This is a genomic window from Sphingobium herbicidovorans (genome assembly GCF_002080435.1).
GTDB lineage: Bacteria > Pseudomonadota > Alphaproteobacteria > Sphingomonadales > Sphingomonadaceae > Sphingobium > Sphingobium herbicidovorans.
This window is the reverse complement of record NZ_CP020539.1, coordinates 810,928-832,266: the sequence shown is the minus strand read 5'-3', so window position 1 is coordinate 832,266 and position 21,339 is coordinate 810,928. Positions and strand designations below refer to the sequence as shown.

The window sequence follows — 21,339 nt, the reverse complement described above, 5'->3', positions numbered from 1 at the left end:
GGTTGCGCAAATGACGGTTCCGTTTCGCCGCGCCTTGCCATAGGGCGCGCATCTGGCGGCAGCGGGATCGGCCTTTTCATGCGAGTGGCGGTAGTTCGATGGCGATGACCATTTTCGGCGCACTGATGCCGGTTTTCGGGTTGATCCTGATCGGCTATGTCTGCGGCCGGTACGATATTCTTGGCGACCGGGCGTTCGAAGTGCTCAACCGCTTCGTCATTGCCATCACGCTGCCGATCCTCACATTCCGCTCCATCGCGCATATGGACCCCGCCAATCTTGCGGTGCCGGGCATGTTCGCCGCCGTGACGCTGGGCGCACTCCTGACCTATGGCATCGCCTTTGCCGTCGAACGCCATTTTGGACGGCATGGCAGCGAAACCAACATCGCCGCGCTGTGCGCCTGTTTCAGCAATACCGGCTTCATCGGGCTGCCCATCGCCCTCCTGGCATGGGGCCCCGAAGCAGCCGCCCCGGTGTCGGTAGCCATGCTCATCTACTCCTCGATCGTGTTCACCGTCGGCTTGGTCATGAGCGAGGTGACGGCCAGTGAGGGGCATGGCCCGGCGGCGGGGTTGAAGCTGGCGGCGCGTTCGATCGTGCGTAATCCGTTGATCCTGCTGGCGGTCGCGGGCTGCCTGTGGTCGATATTCCGGCTGCCGCTGACCGGGCCAGCCGACATCCTTCTGGCGACGCTGGCGCAGGCGACCGCGCCCTGCGCGCTCACGGCGATCGGCATATTCATCGCCCTGCCCCGGCGCAGCGCCACGCCCGGACCGATCGGCCGGGTCGTCGCACTCAAACTGATCGGCCAGCCGATGATCACCGCCGCCATCCTCTGGATGCTGCCGCCCATCCCACCATTATGGGCCAAGGTCGCGATCCTGATGGCGGCGATGCCGTCCGGCGCGTCCAGCTTTGTGCTGGCGGGCAAGGCGGGCCGATGGGCGATGGAACTGAGCGCCTGGGCGGTCATGCTGACGACAACGCTGGCGTCGATATCGCTGATCGGCATATTGTGGTGGCTGGGCGCCTGAATCTGAAACAGCAACGGAGCGGGCGCGGGGCTGAACGCGCCTGAAACCTGATCCGGCCCGGCAGGTGACGCCACGCGCCTGGAAAATGCTCTAGGTTCGCCGAAGAACGTGCTCGATGCTTTTATGGGCGGTTCGCGCCTTGCCTTCGGCATGGCTCACCTCCTGCTCAAGTGCGGCGCGGATCCGTTCCACCTCATTGGCGCTGCGATGTTCGATGCCGATAAATTGTTCGCGAGCCGGATCGAGCGCGCGGATCAATTCGTCCAGCTTCGCCTGCATCGCCGCCGCGTCGCGATTCTGGCTGTTCTGGATCAGGAATACCATCAGGAAGGTGATGATCGTCGTGCCCGTGTTGATGACGAGCTGCCATGTGTCGGAATATTGAAACAACGGGCCACTGACGCCCCAGATGGCAATAATCCCCAGCGCCACGGCAAAGCTGAACGGCTGTCCCGCAGCAGCAGCGATCCGCGTGGCGAGAGCGGTGAAAATTCGGTCCATCATATCTCTTGTCCTCGTGCGGCTGGCCCCTGCGGAACCGGCGACATCAAAAACCATCGACAAGGTAAAATGGTCAAGGCGCGCTGCGATAAAAGCCACAGCATATGCGCAGCCCGTGCGAAGCGCCGGGCCGCCCGGTCATCATGGCATGGGAATGGGCGCGCCCGGACCGGGGCGACCGCCCTTTGCCTGCTGGCGGAAATGACGACGTCGGCAGCAGGAATGGCGACACGCAGCCCGCCATCGGATCGACGGCGACAAGGCCGTTTTCAAGATAGCTCGACAGCGGCTTTCACACGGAAATTGTTTCACGCGGACAAGCGGACGCGATGCAGCAGAGGGCGCCGCGCAGTCTTCGCCTCCGTGCAAGATCAGGTTGGGCGAACAACATCTGCGGCGCGCCATTGGCCGCCGCAGATTGCTTGATCAACCGTCAGTCGGTCAAAGTTCGACCACCGACAGAATGTGGCTGTCATAGCCCGGCCATACATAGTCGAATTCCAGGATCAGCGTGTCGCCAATCTGGCCGCTCGACAGCAGGTCGGTTTCCACGAACAGCTGCAGGCCGTTACGGCCATAGGCATAACGCTTGACCTCGCCGAAGGCGGGCGAGGCGTCGAGCCGCGCGTCGATTTCGGCATTGCCCAGACGCGGGCGGTTCACGGTAACCTTCAACCGCCCTTTCAGGTCCGGGTCATTTTCATTGGCGTCGATCAGGTCGAGCGTCATCTTTTCGATGACATCGAAGGAATCGACGAGCGTTCCGATGTGGAACGTATATTCGGGGTCCGCCAGCACCGCTTCACGCAGCGCGCCGACCGCTTCATGCTCCTTGTCCGTGCCATAGCCCAGCGCCTCGCGCGCGGCCTTGTTCAACGCTGCCTGGGCGGCGGGCAGAGCCGAAAGATAGACGATGCCATCGCCGCGGCTCTGATAGCTGTCATGAACCACGAACCGGTAGAAAGCGCCGTTCGGGAAGGGCAGCATCTGCGTTTCGACGAAACCCAGCAGCTTCAGCAGCTTGGCCGCGGCCGGGCCGTCCTCAATATTGGGATAGAACAGGGCGACATGCCCCATCGAACGCAGGCAATCCTGGGGTTCCACCGCTAAAGTCGCCATCTCATCTCTCCTCGTCCAGCCGCCGTGACGGCCGTCATTGTCCTGAAAACCATCCGAAGCCGCCTGCGGGCGCTCCACGTTTTTTCAGTAGCGCCAGGCCGAAGTCGGGCGCTACCGGCCCGGCATTCATGCCGCCTGTGTGGAATCGCGCTTGTCGAGCGTGACGTGCAGCCCGTTGGTCCGCTTGTGCAGGTCGGGCGTCTTGTCGCGAGAGGTGTAGAACTGCTTGTACCAGGTCCGCACCTTGCCATAGGGGCCGTCGCTGGGGATGACGAGCGGGTTGAGGCAGGCCTTCTTGTTCTGCCAGATCTCGACATCCTGGGCAAAGGCCAGGCGGCTGCCTTCCTGATATTGCAGCGCGGCTTCGCGCAACTCGTCGGTCACCGGAGCCGAACCGTCATTCACCTGCACCATCAACCCATGCCACACACGGATCTTGCCATCCTCGATCGGGGTGTGCGTGATGAGGATGAAGCTGTTGAACGTCCCCTCCATTTCCGACTGCAGGATCGAAGGACCGGTGTACCAGGTGTCCAGCGTCAGCACGTCGTCCGGGTTCGTCACCAGCGTACGGTGCCCGGCGGCATAATATTGATGGACGATGTGGTCCTTGAACTCATTGGCGAAATAGACGAAGTCCTTTGCCCCGTGGATCGGAACGAAATGGCCATAGTCGGCCATGTTGTCGACCACTTCGATCGGGTGGATGTCCAGATCGCCCATGAAGTCGATCTTCCAGTTGACCCAGCCGGGCGCATCATAATGGCCGCCGAAATCGGGCAGGTCGAAATTGGGTTCCAGGCCTTCGGGATCATGCCAGATCCATACCGTGCCCGCCCGCTCGACCACCGGGAAGGTCTTGAGCTTCGCGGCCTTGGGCACGAAATCGGAATAGGGAATATTCTTGCACGCGCCATCGGGACCGAATTGCCAGCCGTGGAAGGGGCAGCGGATCGAATCGCCCTCAATCTGCTCGCCGTCGCGCACGATGTAGCTGGTCGTGTTCTTCGCCAGATGCGCGCCCATATGCGGGCAATAGGCTTCGGTCACATAGACCTTGCCGCTTTCGCCCCGGTACATGACCATGTCCTGGCCCAGATAGCGCATCGCCTTGGGCGAATTGGTCGCCTCAGCGCTCTCGCCCACCATGAACCATCCGCGTGGAAACGCAAATTCCCCCAGACGATAGTCCGACGATGTCGCCATGATATAATCCTCTCGCTCGGTGCCTGCGTAGCATGAAAAGGCCGAGCACGCCATATTCAACCATATGGCGGCCAGCCCGACCGTGATAACCAATGCCTGATATTTTACGCAAAGCTGTCACGCCGTGCAAGTTACTTATCGTCAATCCGCTTGAACCGGCGCTTAACGCTGCGCATTGATGGCAGCCGTTAAGCCGCCGCGATCGGATATGACCGGCCCAGCCGCCCGCAACCTGCGCTCACGCCGCCGCGCGCGCCATCAATATGGTTTCTTTCAACGCAGCGAACAAGGCGTCCAGATCGGCATCGCTGGCGATGGTGACGTCCAGCATGATGCTGCCTTTCGCCGGTCTTGCCCGGCCGATACGCTCGCCCCCTGCCAGAATCTCGATATCGCTTGTGTCGCGCGGTCGCCGGGCGGCGGCTTCCCGCAGGCGGGACAAGACCGTCGCTGGCGGCAGCATAGATCCTGCCCCGGCAGCGCGCTCCTGCTGTTCCTGGCCGATGCGCCGCGCTTCGGAGATCAGGTCCGCCCGCTGCTCCGCCCGGCGCAGCAAGGGCGTCAGCAATTCCGAATAACGGACCTTCAAATCCTCCTTCGTGGCGAAGGCTCCGATCACCTCTTCGGGCAACTGCGCCAATGCCAGCAGCCGGCTAAGCTGGCTGTTCGACAGGCCCAGCGCCTCGGCCATGCGCGATTGCACCCCGCCATAGAAGCGGTCCACAGCCTGCTGATAGCTGCGCGCGCGGTCCAGCTCGCAAATATCGGCGCGCTCCCTGTTCTCGATGTCGGCAAGGCGAAATGCCTCCTCGTCGGACAGATCGACGATCAGGGCGTTCAGGCGCAGTTCCGGCCGCCCATTATGGTTGAGCCAGTCAATGGCGAAGCGCCGCCTGCTGCCGACCAGCAATTGATAGGGCTGTTCGGATGCGTCGGGATTGTGCCGCACCAGCACCGGAATGCGATTGCCCCCCTCCGCCGCGATGGATTCGATCAGCGATCGGCAACTGTCCGGGTTCAATCCCGGTTGATCGCGCGGATTGCCGTCCCACACGGCGCATTCGGCAGGCCGGATCAACAAGGGCGCGCGGCTGTCGAGCGCGGCCTGGCTAAAGCTGGTCAACCGTTCATCCAGTCGGCTGAGCGCATCCTGTTCCGCGACGGCGGGGCGGGCAGGCGCCCCATCGCGGGACAGGGTCGACAATATGTCCCGGATCAATCCAGCCATCTTCGCCCTTCCTCCATTACCGCCAACGCCATTAGCGCCAGATCGCATCTTTCGCCCCTGTGATTGGGTCCGTTTCGGTGGAATGCCGGGCGTCAGAAGCGCCTGCTGAGCGACAGCGTGGCGGCATGAACCCGCCGGTCGCCTGAAAATTCTCCACTATAGCCGACCCGCACCGCCATGCGGCTGCTGCGCGTGGCGGTGACGCTGGCGCTGACCAGCCCCGCATCGCGATCCAGCCGCTCCGGCCGCAGGGAAAATATCGGCAGGTCGCCCGCTACAAATCGCGCCTCTATCCGGCTGTCGGGGCGACTGCGCAATTCACGCTGCCATTGCGCCTCGACGGTCGGACGCAGTGTCCAGCTGCCTACGTCTACATTGGTCGATGCCCGCGCGCCCAGCGTGGCGCGCATCAGCCGGGTGCGATAACCGGCGACTTCCAGCGCCGCCGCGCCGCCGCCTTCGCGCATCCCTTCCACATCGGCATGGCGATATTGCAGCCCGGCAAAGGGCTGCACCCGCACCGCGCCCGCGCGCAGCATCGCGCCCGCCTCACCCGAAGCCGCCCAGCCGTCGCCATCGGCAGCAGCCGTCAACCGGTCGGAAAAGCCATCCCACCCCACCTGCCGCCGCAGCTTATATTCCGCGAAATTATAGCTCGCCGTGGCATCGATGTAGAAACGCCCATTATGGTAGCTGGCATAGGGGCCGATCTGGCTATTGAACGCCGTGATGCGCGGGCGCTGTGCGGGATCGAGCCGGGCGTCGATCCCGTCGATGCCCAGCGTCGCGCCGACGATCAGGTTCTTGACCGGGCTGACGTCGATGGCAAAGCGCAGCGAGCGGCTGTCCGATCGCGCTTCCGGCCGGTCGAAACCGGCATCGTAACGCGCCTGCTTCAACCCGCCGCTCAGCATCATGTGGATCGTGCCTTCGCCGCGCACCGGCACGTCCGCAGGCGCGTCGATGGCGATACTGCGCCGCTCGACCAGATAGTGACGGATCTCGCGGTCGGCGGCGTCCATCGACTGGATCGCAAGCCGGGGCAGCAACGCATAGGTGCGCGGCGTCAACTGGCCCAGCGCGTCGGCCCGCGCCGTCGCGTCCGGCAGCGCGTCGATGCTCGCCAGCATGGCCGCCCGGTCTCCGCTCGGCGGCGCGCTGTCGAGCGCATCGGCCAGCGATGCTTCGCCCGGCGTGCTGGCATAGGGGCCATAGGGCGCCGCCGCTGCGGGCTGCGCGACCGCGCAGAGAAGGGTGGCGGCGGCCAGCGCCGCGCGCGCGCCGTGATGAATATGACGATGAAGGCTTAACAAGATCGAATACCCCTTTTTGCTTTTTGCGTGCACGCAAAAGCGGCTCAGCCGCCTAGCGTGAGAATGAATGGACGTTGCCGGATGGCTTCTGATGCAACGTGCTGTTGAAAGCCGCGAGCGCGGCGACGCTGTCGCCATAATCGGTATTCAGCCAGCCCCGGCGCAGGCTGGGCCGACCCAGATGCGAACCCGCGACCCACTCGGCCCCTTCCTCCGCGGCGAGATGCAGGTGCCATGGCGATTCCACGCCATCGACGATCACGGTCGGGCTGATCGTGCGGGCCAGGCCGAGCAGATGACCGACGCGAAGCCGGTTGCGTTCCGATTCATAGGCGGTGTGCATGAACGGGCTGTCCAGCTTCACCACTTCGGGCGACAGGGCCATCAACTGTCCGATGGACGCATGGCCCGAGCCGAAGCGGGCGACCGAAATACGCACGCCCAGCGCCCGCAGCGCGCGCACAAAGGCCAGCGCATCGCGAAAGCAGGGCATGGCGCTGTTGTCGCCAATCTCCACCACCAGCCGCCGCGCCAGCCGGGGGTCGCGCTTCAACCGGTCCATCAGGCCGGTCCAGCCCGCCCCTTCGCCATGCAGGTTGAGCGACAGGCTTTGCGCCGAAATGGCAACCGACAGGCAGGCGGCGGGATCGCTTTCCAGCTCGCGCACCACATCCTCTATCATCAGCCGGTCGAGCAGATGGGCAAGGCCAATCCGCTCCAGCGCGGCATATCCGTCCGCGCAGTCGATCTGCTCCCCCGTGTCGCCCACGCGCCGCAGCGCGGCTTCATAATAGAGGATGGCGCAACCGTCGTCCGGCCGGGACACGGGCCGCCAGGTGAAGAAGGTCGCGCCGCGCCTCACCCGCGAAAGCAGAACCGCCGCTTCCGCCATGTCCTTGCGATAGAGAGCCGCGCTTTCGGCGCAGCTGCCGGAAAGCTGACCGGCGGACAGGCAGGATGCGGCCAGACGCAACCGCGCCTCATGTTCCTGCGCGCGGCCGACAGGCCCGCCGGCAAACGCATGTCCGGCGGACACCGACAGCAATATGTCCTGATCCTTGTAACGGAACGGCTCGGCAGCCAGCGCGGCGCACAGCGTATCGACCAGCGACGCGACAGGCATGCACTGCATCAGCGGATAGCGCGCCACCAGTTCGATCTCCTCGCGATCGACACGGCGCAGATCGATGCCGCCCAGTTGCCGCTCGGCGCACCGGCACAGATGGTCGATCGCCCGCCGCGCGGCGTCCGCGCCGAAAGCGGCCTCGATCGCCAGAAAATTGTTAAGGCGGATGACCAGCAAATATTCGGTCTGGTGGGTTTTCGTCAAAGTCATCCCTTTCAATGGCAGGTCGGTGGGTTCGAGGAGGCGGCGCGCCCGGCCGCCTCCTCTCCCCTTCGGGGCGGCTCAGCGACCCAGCAGGCCTCCCAAAAGGCCAGTGACGGGCGCGGTGGGGCTGGCCCCGCCCGTCGCGGGCGCCAATGCTCCGCCCAGCAGCCCGGTGACGGGCGCAAGCAGGGAGCCACCCGCCCCGCCGCCGCCCTGGCCACCCCCTGTCGGCAGTGCGGGAGCCGCGCTGTTCACGGCGTCCAGCACCGGCGACACGACGCTATCGACGGTGGAGGTGACGGTCGCCGCGACGGGCGCGACCCCGGTCACAACCTGATCAACCGCCGCGCCTGCCTCGCTGCCCAGCACGCCGCCGACCAGATTGCCGACGGGGGCCAGGCCCGCCTCTACCCCCGCCGCTGTCGTCGGTATGGCGACATCGGCGATCGTGCCCTGTGTCAGCACATCGGCGGTCAGCAACTGCCCCTCCGCCGGGGCCGTGCTGGACGGCAGCAGGTTGACGCCGACCAGCGTGTCGCTGGTCGAAGGGCCGGTTACCGCTTCGCCGCCGATATTGGCGCCGATCAGCGGGCCTCCCAGCAGCGATCCGGGCGATCCGCCGTCCCCGCCCAACGCGCCGGTCAGGCCGCCGGCAACCGTTTCGACAACGCCCGTCACCGGCGCCAGCGCACCATTATTGCCCAGCAGCGGCGCGGTGACCGGAGCCAGAGCGCCGTTCACCGTGTCGAGCAGAGGCCCGGTGACTTGCTCCAGACCCGATGTGACGGTGGCGACCGTGGGCGCAAGGCCGCCGGTCAGTTGCTCCACCGTGCCGCCCACCTGATCGCCAAGCAGCGTTCCGGCAATCGCGGCGACCGGCGCCAGACCCTGCTGCACGCCTTCCGCCGTGGTCGGCAGCGCAACCTGCGCAACCGTGCCGTCACCGGTCAACAGATCGACGGTCGCGAGGTTGCCCGTTGCAGGCGTCGATCCCGGCAGGACGTTGACGCCCACCAGCGAGCCGGGGCCAGTCGGCCCGGAAATCACCTGATCGCCAACGGACACGCCAATCAGTGAGCCGGTCGTGGGACCAGTCGGGCCGCCGGGGCCTGTAGGTCCAGTGGGGCCACCGGGTCCGGTTGGGCCGCCAGGTCCGGTTGGGCCTCCTGGGCCGGTAGGGCCTCCTGGGCCGGTAGGGCCTCCTGGACCTGTGGGACCGCCGGGACCTGTGGGATCGCCGGGACCTGTGGGACCAGTTGGGCCGCCCGGACCACTGGGGCCGCCGGGGCCACCCGGACCATCTGGCCCGTTCGGACCGGTAGGACCGCCGGGGCCGGATGGACCGCCGGGACCGGACGGGCCGCCGGGACCGGACGGACCGGAAGGCGTCTGCCCGCCGCCCGCGCCGATATCGAAGCCCACGCCATCAGCACAAGCGCCCAAGAGAAAAAGCGGAATCGCCGTGGCGCACATCAGCACATGACGACCAGACCGCATCCGTCCGACTAAGGACATTGAGGAACCTCCCTGTTTCACTGCGAACAGCTCGCAATGGCACAAGGCTAAGCACGCAAAATCCTTACGGCGCGTTCTAAAATAGCCGATCCGGTTATATCGGTGGATATAGGCGTTCCCGGGTCAAATCCGCATCCGGGAAACGCTGGTCAGGATACGCAAAAGCCAGCAGCATGGGGCAATATCACGAAATTGACTGACTTTTCCCCGGAAATCTCGCTCTACCCACCCGGCATTTCCGGAAACCCGCTCGCGCAAGGCCGGTTGGGATAACAATCCAGAACGGTTACATCTTATCCTGTCAACGGCAGGCCCATGGGCCACCCCCTGACTACCGCCAGCGCGGGCCTTCCACCCATGTCACCAGACTTCTGCGCAACCCCCTGGTCACCGGCAGCACGCGATGTTGCAGAAAGGACGGGAAGATCAGCAGGCTGCCACGCGGAGCGAAGGTCGCGCCCGGCTGCGCCACGCAGAAAAATTCGAACGCGCCGCCCTCATAATCCTCCGGATCGGAAAGCTGCACGACGACCGACAGCTTGCGGTCGAACGGGCGCGATGATTCCAGCCATACATCCTGATGCCAGTCATATTTGCCCTGCTGCGTCCCGTGATATTCGGTGAACTGCACCTCATAGGGCGCGACGATGTCGATGCCGAAATTGGTCCGGTTCGACGCATGGACGAATTGCATCACGCGCTCGACAATGTCCCTTTCGCGCAAGGGGTCGAACCAGCGGATAAGGGACGAGCGATAGGCTTCGTCGCTGCGGCTGCTCGCTTCGAATCCGACCGTCGCCGATTGGTCAGCGTAAAATTCCGCGCGCTTGATGATCGCGTCGCATTCCACGGCGGTCAGCGCCGATGGCCAGACCTCCCACACATTGTTCATCGCTTTGGCTTTCCTTTGCGTGCACGCAAAATTGGGGTCAGAAGGCGCGCCCAATCCCGAAAAAGAAGCGCGCCTTGCGGGAATCGCGACTGTCGATGCGCTTGACGGGCACGGCGACCTCCGCGCTCAGGCGCCATTTGGCGCCAATCCCCACACGTATGCCGCCACCTGCCGATGCGAGCGACAGATCCTCCGCGGGCAGCCGGTAAAATGGCCGCGCAACGCCATGCGCGACCGCGCCATCGACATAGGCGAACAGGGCGCTGTTCTGAAGAGGCGGCGCACGTATCGGGGTCCAGCTAAGCTCCGCGCTTCCCGCCAGCGCCTGCTCCGCCGTGCGCGCGCCGACCCGGAACGCCATGCCAGCCCCGCGCCCGCCAAGCGAGAAACGCTCGGTCACGGGCAGCTTGTCTGCCGAATATTGCCCCTTCGCCGTCACTTTCAGCGACACGCGCTTCGACAGCGCGCGTATCGCAACGGCTTGCATGTTGACCTTGGTAAAGGCCTTTTCCGAAAAGCCGGTAAAGGCGCGCGCGCCCAATATATCGACACCTCGGCTCACCACCGCCGACAGCGCATGGCCCTGCCGCTGATCGGACTGCGACCATGACGCGCCCAGCCGCACCGCGCGCGATCGATAGTCGCCAAAGCGCACATCGAGGAAATAATTGCTGCTATCGATGCCATCGAGTGACGCGTTCACGGACAGGTTGGTGCGATTGTTACGGATGACGGCATGGGTGACCGTCACTCCGGCCAGCGTCGCCTCGCCCTCGATCGGCTGATTGCGCAGGCGGCTGTCCATATGGGCGATGTTGGCCGACAGCGTCGTGCCGTTGCCGCCAATCGGCGTGCTGTGGGCCAGCGAATAAAATTGATAGCGGTCGGGATAGAAGGGCAGGTAGCCCGCGACTTTCGTGCTGTCCCCTTCCCGCAGCACCCCGTTGGCCGTCACAGACAATTGCGCCTGGACGCCGTCAATCACATTGCTGACGCCGCTATTGTCGATCAGCAGGCCGATCTGCACCTGCTTGCGCTTGACGATCAGGTCCAGCACCAGCTCGCCTTCCCCGCCGCTTTGCCGCACGCGCGCGTCGACGCTCTGCCCCGGAATGTCGCGCAACAGCGCCAGCGCCCGTTGCAGCACCGACTTGCGCAGCGGCGTGTCGCGCATCACCCGCCGCATCTGCGCGTCGATCAGGCGCACGGGCATGCTGGGGGACAGGCCCGCCAGCTGATAATTCGTCACGCGTCCTTCCACGACCCGGACGATCAGCTGCCCACCCGCCGGGACCTGCGCGGGGATGGACACCGCATAAAAGGCGATGTCGCTGCGGGCATAGGCGTCACCCACCGCCTTGGCGACGGCCTGCAATGTTTCGCGCGTCAGCGGGCGGCCGATCAACGGCGCAACCGCCCGGTCGAGCAGCGCGGCAGGAAGCGACGCGCCCATATAATGCACCCGCGTCAGCGCGATGGCGGCGGCAGGCTCGCCGACTGGCTCGACGGTCGGGGGCGGTGATGGTGCCGTCGCCGGGGAAGCGGGCGCGATGCTGGGCGTTACGCGGTCGGGACGCTCGCGGTCGATCACCGGCGCGGAGGCCGCCTCCCCCGGTCCCGCCATTTGCGCCGACACGGGCGCAGGCGCGATGGTCAGCAGCAGCCCCGCCGCCGCCATGGCCGCCTTCAGCCCCGCCAAAGCCTTGTCGAAAATCATCTGCCCCAATGCCGCCCCGCGCCGCAGGATACGGCGTTTCGAAGCTATAGGGCGTAGAGCAATCCCCTTGCCATTTACCCCCGAACAAGGACCGGAACGGAGGCTTCCGCCCGATTCCCCGGCCCCGCCAAGCGACAATCGTCACCAGATCGGCGGAACCTGCCTAAAGAGCGATCAGCGCATAGGGCCGGTCGAATTTTTCCGACACGACGAATTGCGCGCAGTTATAGACCGGCACGCCGCGCGGCGTCCGCCCTTCAAAAGCGCCGCGATGGGCATGGCCATGAACGGCAAAGCGCACATTGTCGAACCGGTCGATCGCCTCGGCCAGCCGGGATGAACCCAGGAAGGGGTATATCTCTGGCGGCTCCCCTGCGACCGTGTCGACCACAGGCGCATAATGCAGCACCGCAACGCATCGATCCGTCCGCAGCGACCGCAGCGCATTTTCCAGCTTGCGCGCCTCGTTGATCGCTTCCTCGACGAAGCTCTTGATCCCCTTCTCGCCGAACGCGCCCAGTTCGCCACGGCCGAACCCGCCGACAAAGCCCTTCACCCCGGCAAAGCCGACGCCTTTGATTTCGACCGCCTGGTCGTCCAGCACCGTGACGCCCGCGCCATGCAGGATGCGCGCGACCTCCTCGGGCTGGCCGCATTCATAATCATGGTTGCCCAGCACCGCGACCGTGGGAATGGTGCAGGCGCGCAAGTCTTCGGCCAATATCTCCGCCTCGCGCGTCTTGCCGAAATTGGTCAGGTCGCCGCATAGCGCCAATATGTCGGCCTTTTCCGAAATCTCCTCGAACATCGCGCGGTAGCGATGCTCGGACGTATCGGTAACGTGCAGGTCGCCAATGGCGGCGAGCGTCAGCCCTTCATGCCGTGCGGGTTCATTTGTTGCGGTCATGGCTCTCCTCAAGGCCCTTGCCGACGACATCGGCAAAGCCCCATTCGGTAATGTCGATCAGATAGTCGCGCGGGGACAGCAGCCTTCCCCGGCACACCCGGATATTGGGCACCGGCAGCTCGGCGCGCGTCTGCAACCGCCCCAGCAGCTCCTCAAACAGCCACAAGGGCACGCAATGCCGCTCGGTCGGATAGATGAAACGGAAATTGAGCAGGTGGATCAGCAACAGTTCCCAGTGCAATTCCATCGAATCGAGCAGCCATTGCCAGTTGATCCGCTTATGTTGTTTCAGGATCATGTGGACGACATCCGCGCCGTCATAGCGATAGCGATCCTGGATGAAGATCTTGGACAGGATGAACTCTGTGGGCGGCGTGATCCTGACATCGATGCCATAGACTTCGGCATAGACCGCGTCGCGAAACCATTCCTCCGTCACCGGCACGCTGGCCGATGAGATATTGTAGATCACATCGAAGAAGTTGTTTCCCCGCCAGACCTTGCCGATCCACCGCTCATCCTCAAACTCGACATCATGCCCCAGATGCATGAAGTAGGACAGGATGCGCGGCGCATCGCCCGCCTTGCAGAAAACGTCCAAATCCTTGGTCGGCCGCACGATCCCGGTATGGCAACCCAGCGCATAGGTGCCCGAAAGCATGAACGGAATGCCCGATTCAACCAGATGCTGAAGGCTTTCGGTATAGAAGGCCACGGAGTCCGGCGGCGGGTCGAAGATTGCGGGGTCTGCGGTCATCATGGATGCAACGGGCGAAGGTTGCCGGTGTTCCGTGCAGCCGCTCCGCCTCCATTCTCAGGCGCCCCGTCACCCCCGTTGTCCTGAGCTTGTCGTAAGGACCGATGAAGCGGGAAGGGGTCCATGTGCGTCCTTCGACAGGCTCAGGACGAACGGGGGTAGTTGTAGGCGCCTTTCCGCCGGGTTCGGGTTTGCCGATGGCCTTCATAGCTGCCCATGTCTTATACAACATCCGTTCGTCCTGAGCTTGTCGAAGGACGCGCACCCACGCGCGCCACGATCAGGCCCCCGGCACCCCCAACACCCGCGCCTCATCCCGCAACCTTGCGCTCTGCCCCGGATTGGCCTTGCGCGCAGCTTCCAGCGCCGCTTGCGCCTTGGCCGTTTCACCCAGCGTCATGCGGCTGCGCATCAGCATGATCCAGCCATCGACATTGGCCGGATTGGCCTTCAGCTTCGCTTCCAGCCCCGACACCATTCCCTCGATCATCGCGTCCTGCTGCCCCTTGGGAAGCTGCGCCGCCGCCTGCATCTGTTCCCGGCTCGGCCCCGGAATGGCCGCCGTCGCGACCGATCCCCCTAGCGGCGACCCCATCGAAGGATGCGGCGCGGCGGGCTTTACCGCGGCCAGCCGGTCCTTCACATCGATGCCGTTGATCTTCCCCACCTGCTCGATCGTGCGCCGCAGGTCCGCTTCCCACGGCGCGCCCGGCGGCGTGTCGGCCAGCAGCGCCAGCCAATCGCGGATCGCGCCTTCATGGTCCTGCGCCAGATCCTTGCGCACCGCCTGGAAATAGCGGGCGCGCGGTTCCTTGGGGTCGATCTTGACCGCCCTGTCGAACGCCTCGGCCGCTTCCCTGGGCATCGGGTCACGCTCGCTCGCCATCACCACCGCTTCGCCCAGCGATGACCAGAATGTCGCATTGTCCGGGGCCAGCTTCACCGCGCGGCGATAGGCCCGCACCGCATCGGCATGGCGCCCATTCTCGAAATAGGCCCAACCCAGCATCTGCCATCCTTCGGCGTCGTCGGGATTGGCGCCCACCCGGTCCTGCAAGCCACGGATGACAGCTTCGGGATCGGACGGCTGCTGCGCGGCGGGGGCGAAGGGGGCGGACGCTTCCTTCTTTTCCGGCCGGTCGCGCCAGACATTATAGCCCACCGACACCAGCGCCAGCGCCGCCGCACCGACCAGCGCAACCCGTCCCACGCTCAGCTTCGCCGCCACATCATCCCCCAAAACAGTCACCATCTGCTCTCTAGCGCCGCCTCCTGAAATTGATAGAGTGCCCAAAGGCTTGATCCGCAGGCCATTACACGGCAGGGGCATGGCCGGGGCTGCGGGTGATCTCGCAAGAGGGGGGAAATTCAAGTGACTGACCGCGTGCGTATCGCGATCGTCGGGTCGGGGCCGGCGGGGATGAGCGCGGCCGCACGCGCGGCGCAGCTGGGGATTCCCCATCTGCTGATCGAAAAGACGGACCATCTGTCCGACACGATCTTCAAATATCAAAAGGGCAAGCATGTGATGGCGACGCCCAGCCAGCTCGTGCTGCGTTCCGACTTCGATTTCGACGCTGGCAAGCGCGAAACGATCCTCAATCGCTGGAACGAGCAGGCCGCCGCACAGGGCATCAACGTCGCCTACAATGCCGAAGTCAAAGCCATCACCGGCACCGGCGACCCCATCCCCGGCAGCGTCCAGAAGATCGTCGAGCGCAAGCGTGACGGGACCACCGACACAAAGGAAATCCAGCGCCTCGCTCCCCCCTACCGGCTCACCCTGACCGATGGGCGGGAGATCATCGCCGACGCCGTCATCATGGCGATCGGCACGCAGGGCAATCCCAACCTGATGCGCGTGCCCGGAGGGGACTTGCCCCATGTCCAGTATCAGCTGGACGACCCCGCCGAATATAATGACGAACATATCTTCGTCGTGGGCACCGGAGACGCGGGCATCGAAAACGCCATGGGCCTCGCCGCCGACGAGGCGCAGGGCAATGTCGTCACCATCCTCAACCGCTCGACCGAGTTCGCCAGCGCGAAACCCGCCAACGTCAAGGCGCTGATGGCAGCCGCCGAAGCAGGCCGCCTCAACATCATGACCGAAAGCACCACGGCAAAGATCGAGCCGGGCTTCATCACGCTCGACAGCCGCGATGGCGAAGTGAAGATGAAGTGCGACCGCATCATCGCCCGCATGGGGTCCGCCCCGCCGCGCGGCTTCGTCGAAGGCTGCGGCATCGAATTTACCAGCAACGACCGCCTCGCCTTCCCGAAACTGTCGCCGGTGTTCGAAAGCACCGCGCCCGGCATCTTCGTCATCGGCGCGCTGGCGGGCTATCCGCTGATCAAGCACTGCATGAACCAGGGCTATGACGTTGTCGAATATATCAACGGCAATCGCGACCTGAAGCCAGCCGACGAACCCATCCTGGCCGCCAAATTCGCCGCCCTGCCCGAACAGCGCGGCGTTGCGGAATGGCTGGAGTTCCTGCGCACCAACGTCTCCATCCTGGAGGGCCTGTCCCCGCTCCAGATGCGCGAATTCATGCTCGACAGCGAAGTGCGCGCCTATCGCGCCGGGGACGTCATCTTCGAAAAGCATGACTCCGGCTCATCCCTGTTCGGCATCGCGCAGGGGCAGGCGCTGGTGGAGGTCGCGCCGGAAACCAACGTCGCCATCGACGCCGGGTCCATCTTCGGCGAAGTCGGCCTCATCTCGGGGCGCCGCCGTGGCTCCACCGTGCGCGCGGGCACGGACTCGATCATGGTGGAAGTGTCGCGCACGGCGGCGCTGAAGCTCATGTCCTCCAACCCGCCCGCCAAGCGCGCCATCACCCGCATCTCGACCGAGCGGCAACTGCTCCAGATGTTCGGTTCAGGGCTGACGCCCGCCGACCTCGCCGAAGTGCTCGACAGCGCCGAAATCAGGACGGTGAAGGCGGGCGAGGCGATCCTGAACGAAGGCGATATTGGCACCGACATCTATGTGATCCGCGTCGGCTCCATGATCGTGGAAAAGAAGATCGGCGGCAAGAACGTCTTTCTCTCCTACCTTCCCGCCGGTTCCTATGTCGGCGAAATGGCGCTGATCGCGGGCGGCCCGCGCACCGCCACGGTCAAGGCGACGGTCAAGTCCGAAGTCATCAGGCTGAACGGCGACGCCTTCGCCCGGCTGATGGCCGCCAAGCCCGCGTTGCTGGAGCGGGCGCGCCGCGACATGGCCGCGCGGCAGGACGTCAACGCCTTCATCGAAAGCCGCAAGGACAGCTTCTCGACCGTCGTCGACATGTATTCGGAGACGGCCAAGTTCCTGATCGACAACGGTATCGGCGAAGCGACCGACGTTCTGCTGATCGACGAGCATCTGTGCGTGGGCTGCGACAATTGCGAAAAGGCGTGCGCGGACAGCCATGAAGGACTGTCCCGCCTCGACCGGGAAGCCGGGCGCACCTACGCCCATCTCCATGTGCCGACCAGCTGTCGCCATTGCGAACATCCCCATTGCATGGCCGACTGCCCGCCCAACGCCATCCATCGCGGCCCGGACGGCGAAGTGTTCATCGACGAAACCTGCATCGGTTGCGGCAATTGCCAGCGCAACTGCCCCTATGGCGTGATCCGCATGGACAGCGTGCCGCCCAAGAAGCCGAGCCTGTTGAACTGGATGTTCTTCGGCGCTGGTCCCGGCCCCGGCGAGCCATCGAAGAAATGGAGCTACAAAAACGCCAAGCCCGGCGTCGAAAAGCCGAAAAAGGCGATCAAGTGCGACATGTGTTCCGGCATTGACGGCGGCCCGGCATGCGTGCGCGCCTGCCCGACCGGCGCGGCGATCCGCGTGTCGCCCGAAGATTTCCTGACCGTCGCCCGCCTCGACCGGGAGGCTAATTGATGGCGACCCGAGCATCCGGCCGCGCTGCTTCCCAGCCCCGCCGCGCCAAGGGCGAGGTGCTGCATGACGGCTTCCTGCGCCACGCGAACTTCCGCTGGCTCAAGATCGCGACGATCATCTGCCTCGTCTCCATCGCCAGCTATCTGCTGATCGACGTCACCCCGCGCCACAATGGCGGCAGCTGGTATGGCTACATCATGGGCACGGTCGGCGTCGGGCTGATCCTCTGGCTCACCCTGCTAGGCCTGCGCAAGCGGGCCATGACGCGGGGCCGCTGGTCCTTGAAGGCATGGACGAGCGCCCATGTCTATCTCGGCCTCAGCCTGATCGTCATCGGCACGCTGCACACCGGATTCCAGCTTGGATGGAACGTCCACACGCTGGCCTATGCGCTGATGATGCTGGTGATCCTTTCAGGGGTTTTCGGCATCATCGTCTATGCGACGCTCCCCACCGCGCTCAGCAACAACCGCGCGGAAATGACGCAGGTGCAGATGCTCGAAGCCATCCGCGCCATCGACCGCCAGTTGCACGACGCCGCCCAGCCGCTGCTCCAAGAACAGGCTGCGCTGGTGCGCCAGTCGCTGGAGGATGATCCGTTCGGCGGCGGCCTGCTCGCCCGCCTGTCGGGCCGCTACCCCCGCGGCGCGACCGCTCACGCGCAGGCCAGCCTGCGCTACTGGACCGCCGACCATCCCGACACCGGTAAGGAGCCTTTGGAAAAGATCGACGCCCTGCTCGAACGCAAGCAGGCCATGCTCGCCCGGCTTCGCAGGCATCTGAAGCTGAAGGCGCTGCTGGAAATCTGGCTCTACGTCCATGTGCCCGCCACCTTCGCCCTGCTGGCCGCGCTGACCGCGCATATCGTCAGCGTCTTTTTCTACTGGTGAGCGCGACCATGAGCTTCCAAATCCGCCAGATCAGCCTGACCGCCGATGGCCGCGAAATCGTCCGCAGCGCCACGCTCGCCAAGCCGCAACTCTCGCTGGGCCGCGCGTCCGAAAACGACATTCACCTGCCCGACCTCGCGCTGGAGCCGGACCACGCCCGCATCGAGCAGGTCGATGATCGCACCATCCGCGTGCGCGCCACCGGCACGCTCGGCTTCGATCTGGAAGGCCGCACGACGCGCGATGCGGAAATCGACATCGCCAAGGGCGCGGAACTGCGCTTGGGCGGCCATCGCCTCACCGTATCACGCGATGACGATGGCGCCGCCGTCCTCACCATCCGCCGGGTCGATGCCGTATCGGACGCGTCCGAGGAAAAGGAGGAGGCAAAGGTCTTTTCCCTGCGCGGCTACCTTCCCGGCAAGCGCCTGACCGCCTGGGGCCTCGCGCTTGCCATATTGATCGGCTTCCTCGCCATCCCGATCTACAGCTACGCCAGCCGTCCCGCCACCGACACGCGCAACATCCACAGCGTGAAGGGGGATGGGGCATGGTCATCCGGCCCGCTGAGCCAGGCCCACCACGCGCTGAAGGACAAGTGCGAGACTTGCCACGAAAAGGCGTTCGTCTCCGTCCGCGACACCGCCTGCCAGACCTGCCACACATCGGTCCACGACCACGCGCCAGCCGCCCGCATCGCCATGGCGCGCGCGGAACCCGGCATGGGCGGCAAGTTCCTGAACCTCGTCGCCACAACCTTCGGCAAGCCGCCGCAGGGCGCGTGCGTCGATTGCCACAGCGAACATGAAGGCGCGGGGCCGATGCAGCCCACGCCTCAGGCCTTCTGCACCGATTGCCACGGCAGCCTAAAGGATCGGCTGAGGGACACGAAGCTCGCGAACGCCAGCGACTTCGGCACGGCCCATCCGCAATTTACGGCGCTGGTCCAGTATAATCCCGGCAAGCAACCCAGCTTCACCCGCGCCTCGCTCGACGCCAGGCCAATGGACGACAGCGGCCTCAAATTCCCGCACGACATCCATCTGTCAAAAACCGGCGGCGTCGCCCGCATGGCGCGGACGTTGAAGGCGCAGAACGGCTATGGCGACGCGCTCGCCTGCAAGGATTGCCACCGCCCCACCGCTGACGGCGTGCGCTTCCTGCCCGTCGACATGGAGCGCGACTGCCAATCCTGTCACAGCCTGGCCTTTGAAACGATCGGCGGCACCGTCCGCACCCTGCGCCACGGCCAGCCCGAACAGGTGATCGCGGACCTGCGCGCCTATTACCGTTCGACCGGCCCAGCCCAGCCGATCGCGCTTGGCGGCATGGCCCGCCGCCGTCCCGGCGACTATGCGCAGGGCCGCATCTATCACGCCTATTTCGGAGCAGCCGCCGCCCGCCCCTCCCGCGCCGACGACGCCATCCGCGCGGTCTTTTCAAAGGGCGGGGCCTGTTACGATTGCCACACCGTCACCAATGACGGCGCGCGCTGGCAGGTGACGCCGGTGAAACAATCGATGCGCTACATGATGAACGGCTGGTTCGATCATAAGGCGCACGCCACCGAAACGTGCGAAAGCTGCCACGCCGCGCCAAAGTCGCACGATGCGCGCCAGCTGCTGCTGCCCGGCATCGACAGTTGCCGCACCTGCCATGGCGGCGAACAGTCAAAGGCCGACGTGCCCTCCGGCTGCGCCATGTGCCACAGCTATCATATCGGCGACGGCGCGCCATGGACGCCCACGGATCGGGCCGTCAGAAAAGACCAGGCGGACCGGCAACGACGCACCGGCCGCGACGGGTAATGAAGGAGGGACGCAACGGGATGCTGATCGCACAGGTCACTGACATTCATCTGGGTTTCGACCCCGGCAACCCTGCGGAACTGAACCGCCAGCGGCTCGACCAGGTCCTGCGCGCCCTGATCGACGGTCCCAACCGCCCTGACCTGCTGCTCGCGACCGGCGACATTACCGACCATGGCGACGGCGACAGCTATCGCGCCCTGGCGGAAGCCTTTGCGCAATGCCCCTTCCCCGTCTGGCCAGCCATGGGCAATCATGACGACCGCGCCAATTTCGCCGCGCACTTCCCCCATGTGCCGCAGGACGGCGGCTTCGTTCATTATGTCGTCCCACTGCCGGGCCGCCGCATCATCGTCCTCGACACGCTGGAGCCGGGCCGCCACGGCGGCGCATTCTGCGAAGCGCGCGCGGCATGGCTGACCGCCCGGCTCGATGAGGATGCGACCATCCCCACCCTCATCGTCATGCACCATCCCCCCGTGGAGGTCGGCATCGACTGGATGAACACCCATCCCGACGAGCCGTGGGTTCAGCGTTTCAGCGCCGCCATAGCAAACCGCCCAAACATCACCGCCCTCGTCTGCGGCCACCTCCACCGCACCATCACCGCGCCGTGGAAAGGCACGACCGTCGCCATCTGCTCCTCCACCGCGCCGCAACTCGCCCTCGACCTGCGCCCGATGGACCCGGACGCCCCCGACAACCGCCCCATGATAGTCGCCGACGCCCCCGCCTACGCCCTCCACCGCTGGACGGACGCTGGCCTCGTCACCCATTTCGAGACGGCGGGCGAGCCCGCGACGCTGGCGAAGTTCGATGCAGGCATGCAACCGCTGGTGCGGATGTTGATGGCGGAACGGCCGGGCTAACTCTTCTTCTGCTTGTCGATCAACACAGCCTGCTGCCACTTGCCCGGAGTCTTGTCGGTGCGGTGAATGCATCCCGCCCAACAGCAGGGCCGCTTCTTGCCTTCCAGCAATTCCTCCAGCGTCCGCTCGATCCGCCGCGCCCGCGTCTTCGCCTGCTTGGCATCCTCGATCCAACAGATAAACTCATTCCGGCCAAGCGGCGTCAGGCCCTCCCAAAGCGCCAAAACCTGCGGCTCCGCCCGCAAAGCCGCCTGCAAATCCTCCCCCGCCTGATGCACCGTGCCATGAGAGAATGCGTCCGACATAAAATACTCGTAGCTTATCGCAAAACACCACCGTCCCACCCATCCCC

Annotated in this window: 18 protein-coding genes; 5 read left to right on the top strand and 13 right to left on the bottom strand. The window is 65.0% G+C overall.

Annotated features, from left to right (window positions below; all coding sequences use genetic code 11):
• Nucleotides 1–98: 98 nt before the first annotated feature.
• A complete protein-coding gene (locus B6S01_RS18525) occupies nt 99–1,037 on the top strand; it encodes an AEC family transporter (RefSeq protein ID WP_037469348.1) in 939 nt (312 codons plus the stop codon).
• Between the two features lie 90 nt (nt 1,038–1,127).
• On the opposite strand, the gene B6S01_RS18520 is transcribed toward B6S01_RS18525, so the two are convergent.
• The 12 genes from B6S01_RS18520 to B6S01_RS18460 all read right to left on the bottom strand — a co-directional run bounded on the left by B6S01_RS18520 (nt 1,128) and on the right by B6S01_RS18460 (nt 14,774).
• Complete coding sequence (locus tag B6S01_RS18520; RefSeq protein WP_037469530.1) at nt 1,128–1,538, bottom strand: low affinity iron permease family protein; 411 nt, start codon at nt 1,536–1,538, stop codon at nt 1,128–1,130.
• 441 nt (nt 1,539–1,979) lie between these two features.
• On the bottom strand, nt 1,980–2,657 hold the full coding sequence (locus B6S01_RS18515) for a hypothetical protein (protein WP_037469345.1): 678 nt from the start codon (nt 2,655–2,657) through the stop codon (nt 1,980–1,982).
• Nucleotides 2,658–2,783: 126 nt separating this feature from the next.
• On the bottom strand, nt 2,784–3,863 hold the full coding sequence (locus tag B6S01_RS18510; protein ID WP_037469528.1) for a Rieske 2Fe-2S domain-containing protein: 1,080 nt from the start codon (nt 3,861–3,863) through the stop codon (nt 2,784–2,786).
• A 238-nt stretch (nt 3,864–4,101) separates the two neighbouring features.
• Nucleotides 4,102–5,091 carry a ParB/RepB/Spo0J family partition protein gene (locus tag B6S01_RS18505; protein WP_037469341.1) on the bottom strand — a complete coding sequence of 330 codons (990 nt, stop codon included), beginning with the start codon at nt 5,089–5,091 and terminating at the stop codon, nt 4,102–4,104.
• A 92-nt stretch (nt 5,092–5,183) separates the two neighbouring features.
• A complete protein-coding gene (locus B6S01_RS18500; protein WP_231568100.1) occupies nt 5,184–6,404 on the bottom strand; it encodes an autotransporter outer membrane beta-barrel domain-containing protein in 1,221 nt (406 codons plus the stop codon).
• A 52-nt stretch (nt 6,405–6,456) separates the two neighbouring features.
• Nucleotides 6,457–7,740, bottom strand: coding sequence for an EAL domain-containing protein (locus B6S01_RS18495; protein WP_037469337.1), 1,284 nt, complete (start codon nt 7,738–7,740; stop codon nt 6,457–6,459).
• Nucleotides 7,741–7,812: 72 nt separating this feature from the next.
• Nucleotides 7,813–8,799 carry a hypothetical protein gene (locus B6S01_RS18490; protein ID WP_231568099.1) on the bottom strand — a complete coding sequence of 329 codons (987 nt, stop codon included), beginning with the start codon at nt 8,797–8,799 and terminating at the stop codon, nt 7,813–7,815.
• A gap of 781 nt (nt 8,800–9,580) precedes the next feature.
• A complete protein-coding gene (locus B6S01_RS18480; RefSeq protein WP_037469331.1) occupies nt 9,581–10,141 on the bottom strand; it encodes a 2OG-Fe(II) oxygenase in 561 nt (186 codons plus the stop codon).
• A gap of 37 nt (nt 10,142–10,178) precedes the next feature.
• On the bottom strand, nt 10,179–11,858 hold the full coding sequence (locus B6S01_RS18475) for a ShlB/FhaC/HecB family hemolysin secretion/activation protein (RefSeq protein WP_174525920.1): 1,680 nt from the start codon (nt 11,856–11,858) through the stop codon (nt 10,179–10,181).
• A 163-nt stretch (nt 11,859–12,021) separates the two neighbouring features.
• Entirely contained in the window at nt 12,022–12,765 is a 744-nt protein-coding gene (locus tag B6S01_RS18470; protein WP_037469328.1) for a metallophosphoesterase family protein, read from the bottom strand.
• Nucleotides 12,749–13,522 carry a hypothetical protein gene (locus B6S01_RS18465; RefSeq protein ID WP_037469520.1) on the bottom strand — a complete coding sequence of 258 codons (774 nt, stop codon included), beginning with the start codon at nt 13,520–13,522 and terminating at the stop codon, nt 12,749–12,751. Before B6S01_RS18465 ends, B6S01_RS18470 begins: the two co-directional genes overlap by 17 nt.
• Before the next feature lie 280 nt (nt 13,523–13,802).
• Entirely contained in the window at nt 13,803–14,774 is a 972-nt protein-coding gene (locus tag B6S01_RS18460; protein WP_051908609.1) for a tetratricopeptide repeat protein, read from the bottom strand.
• 168 nt (nt 14,775–14,942) lie between these two features.
• Between B6S01_RS18460 and B6S01_RS18455 the strand changes: the two genes are divergently transcribed.
• Genes B6S01_RS18455 through B6S01_RS18440 form a run of 4 tightly spaced genes read left to right on the top strand, consistent with a single transcriptional unit; the run spans nt 14,943 to nt 20,987 of the window.
• Nucleotides 14,943–17,420 (top strand): cyclic nucleotide-binding domain-containing protein, encoded by a 2,478-nt coding sequence (locus B6S01_RS18455; RefSeq protein ID WP_231568103.1) that lies wholly within the window; start codon nt 14,943–14,945, stop codon nt 17,418–17,420.
• The gene (locus tag B6S01_RS18450; RefSeq protein WP_037469326.1) at nt 17,420–18,310 is read left to right on the top strand and encodes a hypothetical protein; all 891 of its coding nucleotides are present in this window, start codon (nt 17,420–17,422) and stop codon (nt 18,308–18,310) included. The genes B6S01_RS18455 and B6S01_RS18450 overlap by 1 nt, the downstream gene beginning before the upstream one ends.
• Before the next feature lie 8 nt (nt 18,311–18,318).
• Nucleotides 18,319–20,118 (top strand): cytochrome c3 family protein, encoded by a 1,800-nt coding sequence (locus B6S01_RS18445; RefSeq protein WP_037469325.1) that lies wholly within the window; start codon nt 18,319–18,321, stop codon nt 20,116–20,118.
• Between the two features lie 20 nt (nt 20,119–20,138).
• Entirely contained in the window at nt 20,139–20,987 is an 849-nt protein-coding gene (locus B6S01_RS18440) for a metallophosphoesterase (protein WP_037469323.1), read from the top strand.
• On the opposite strand, the gene B6S01_RS18435 is transcribed toward B6S01_RS18440, so the two are convergent.
• Nucleotides 20,984–21,292: a YdeI/OmpD-associated family protein gene (locus B6S01_RS18435; RefSeq protein ID WP_037469321.1), complete on the bottom strand. Its 309-nt coding sequence runs from the start codon at nt 21,290–21,292 to the stop codon at nt 20,984–20,986. The two genes, B6S01_RS18440 and B6S01_RS18435, sit on opposite strands and share 4 nt — an antisense overlap.
• Nucleotides 21,293–21,339 lie beyond the last annotated feature (47 nt).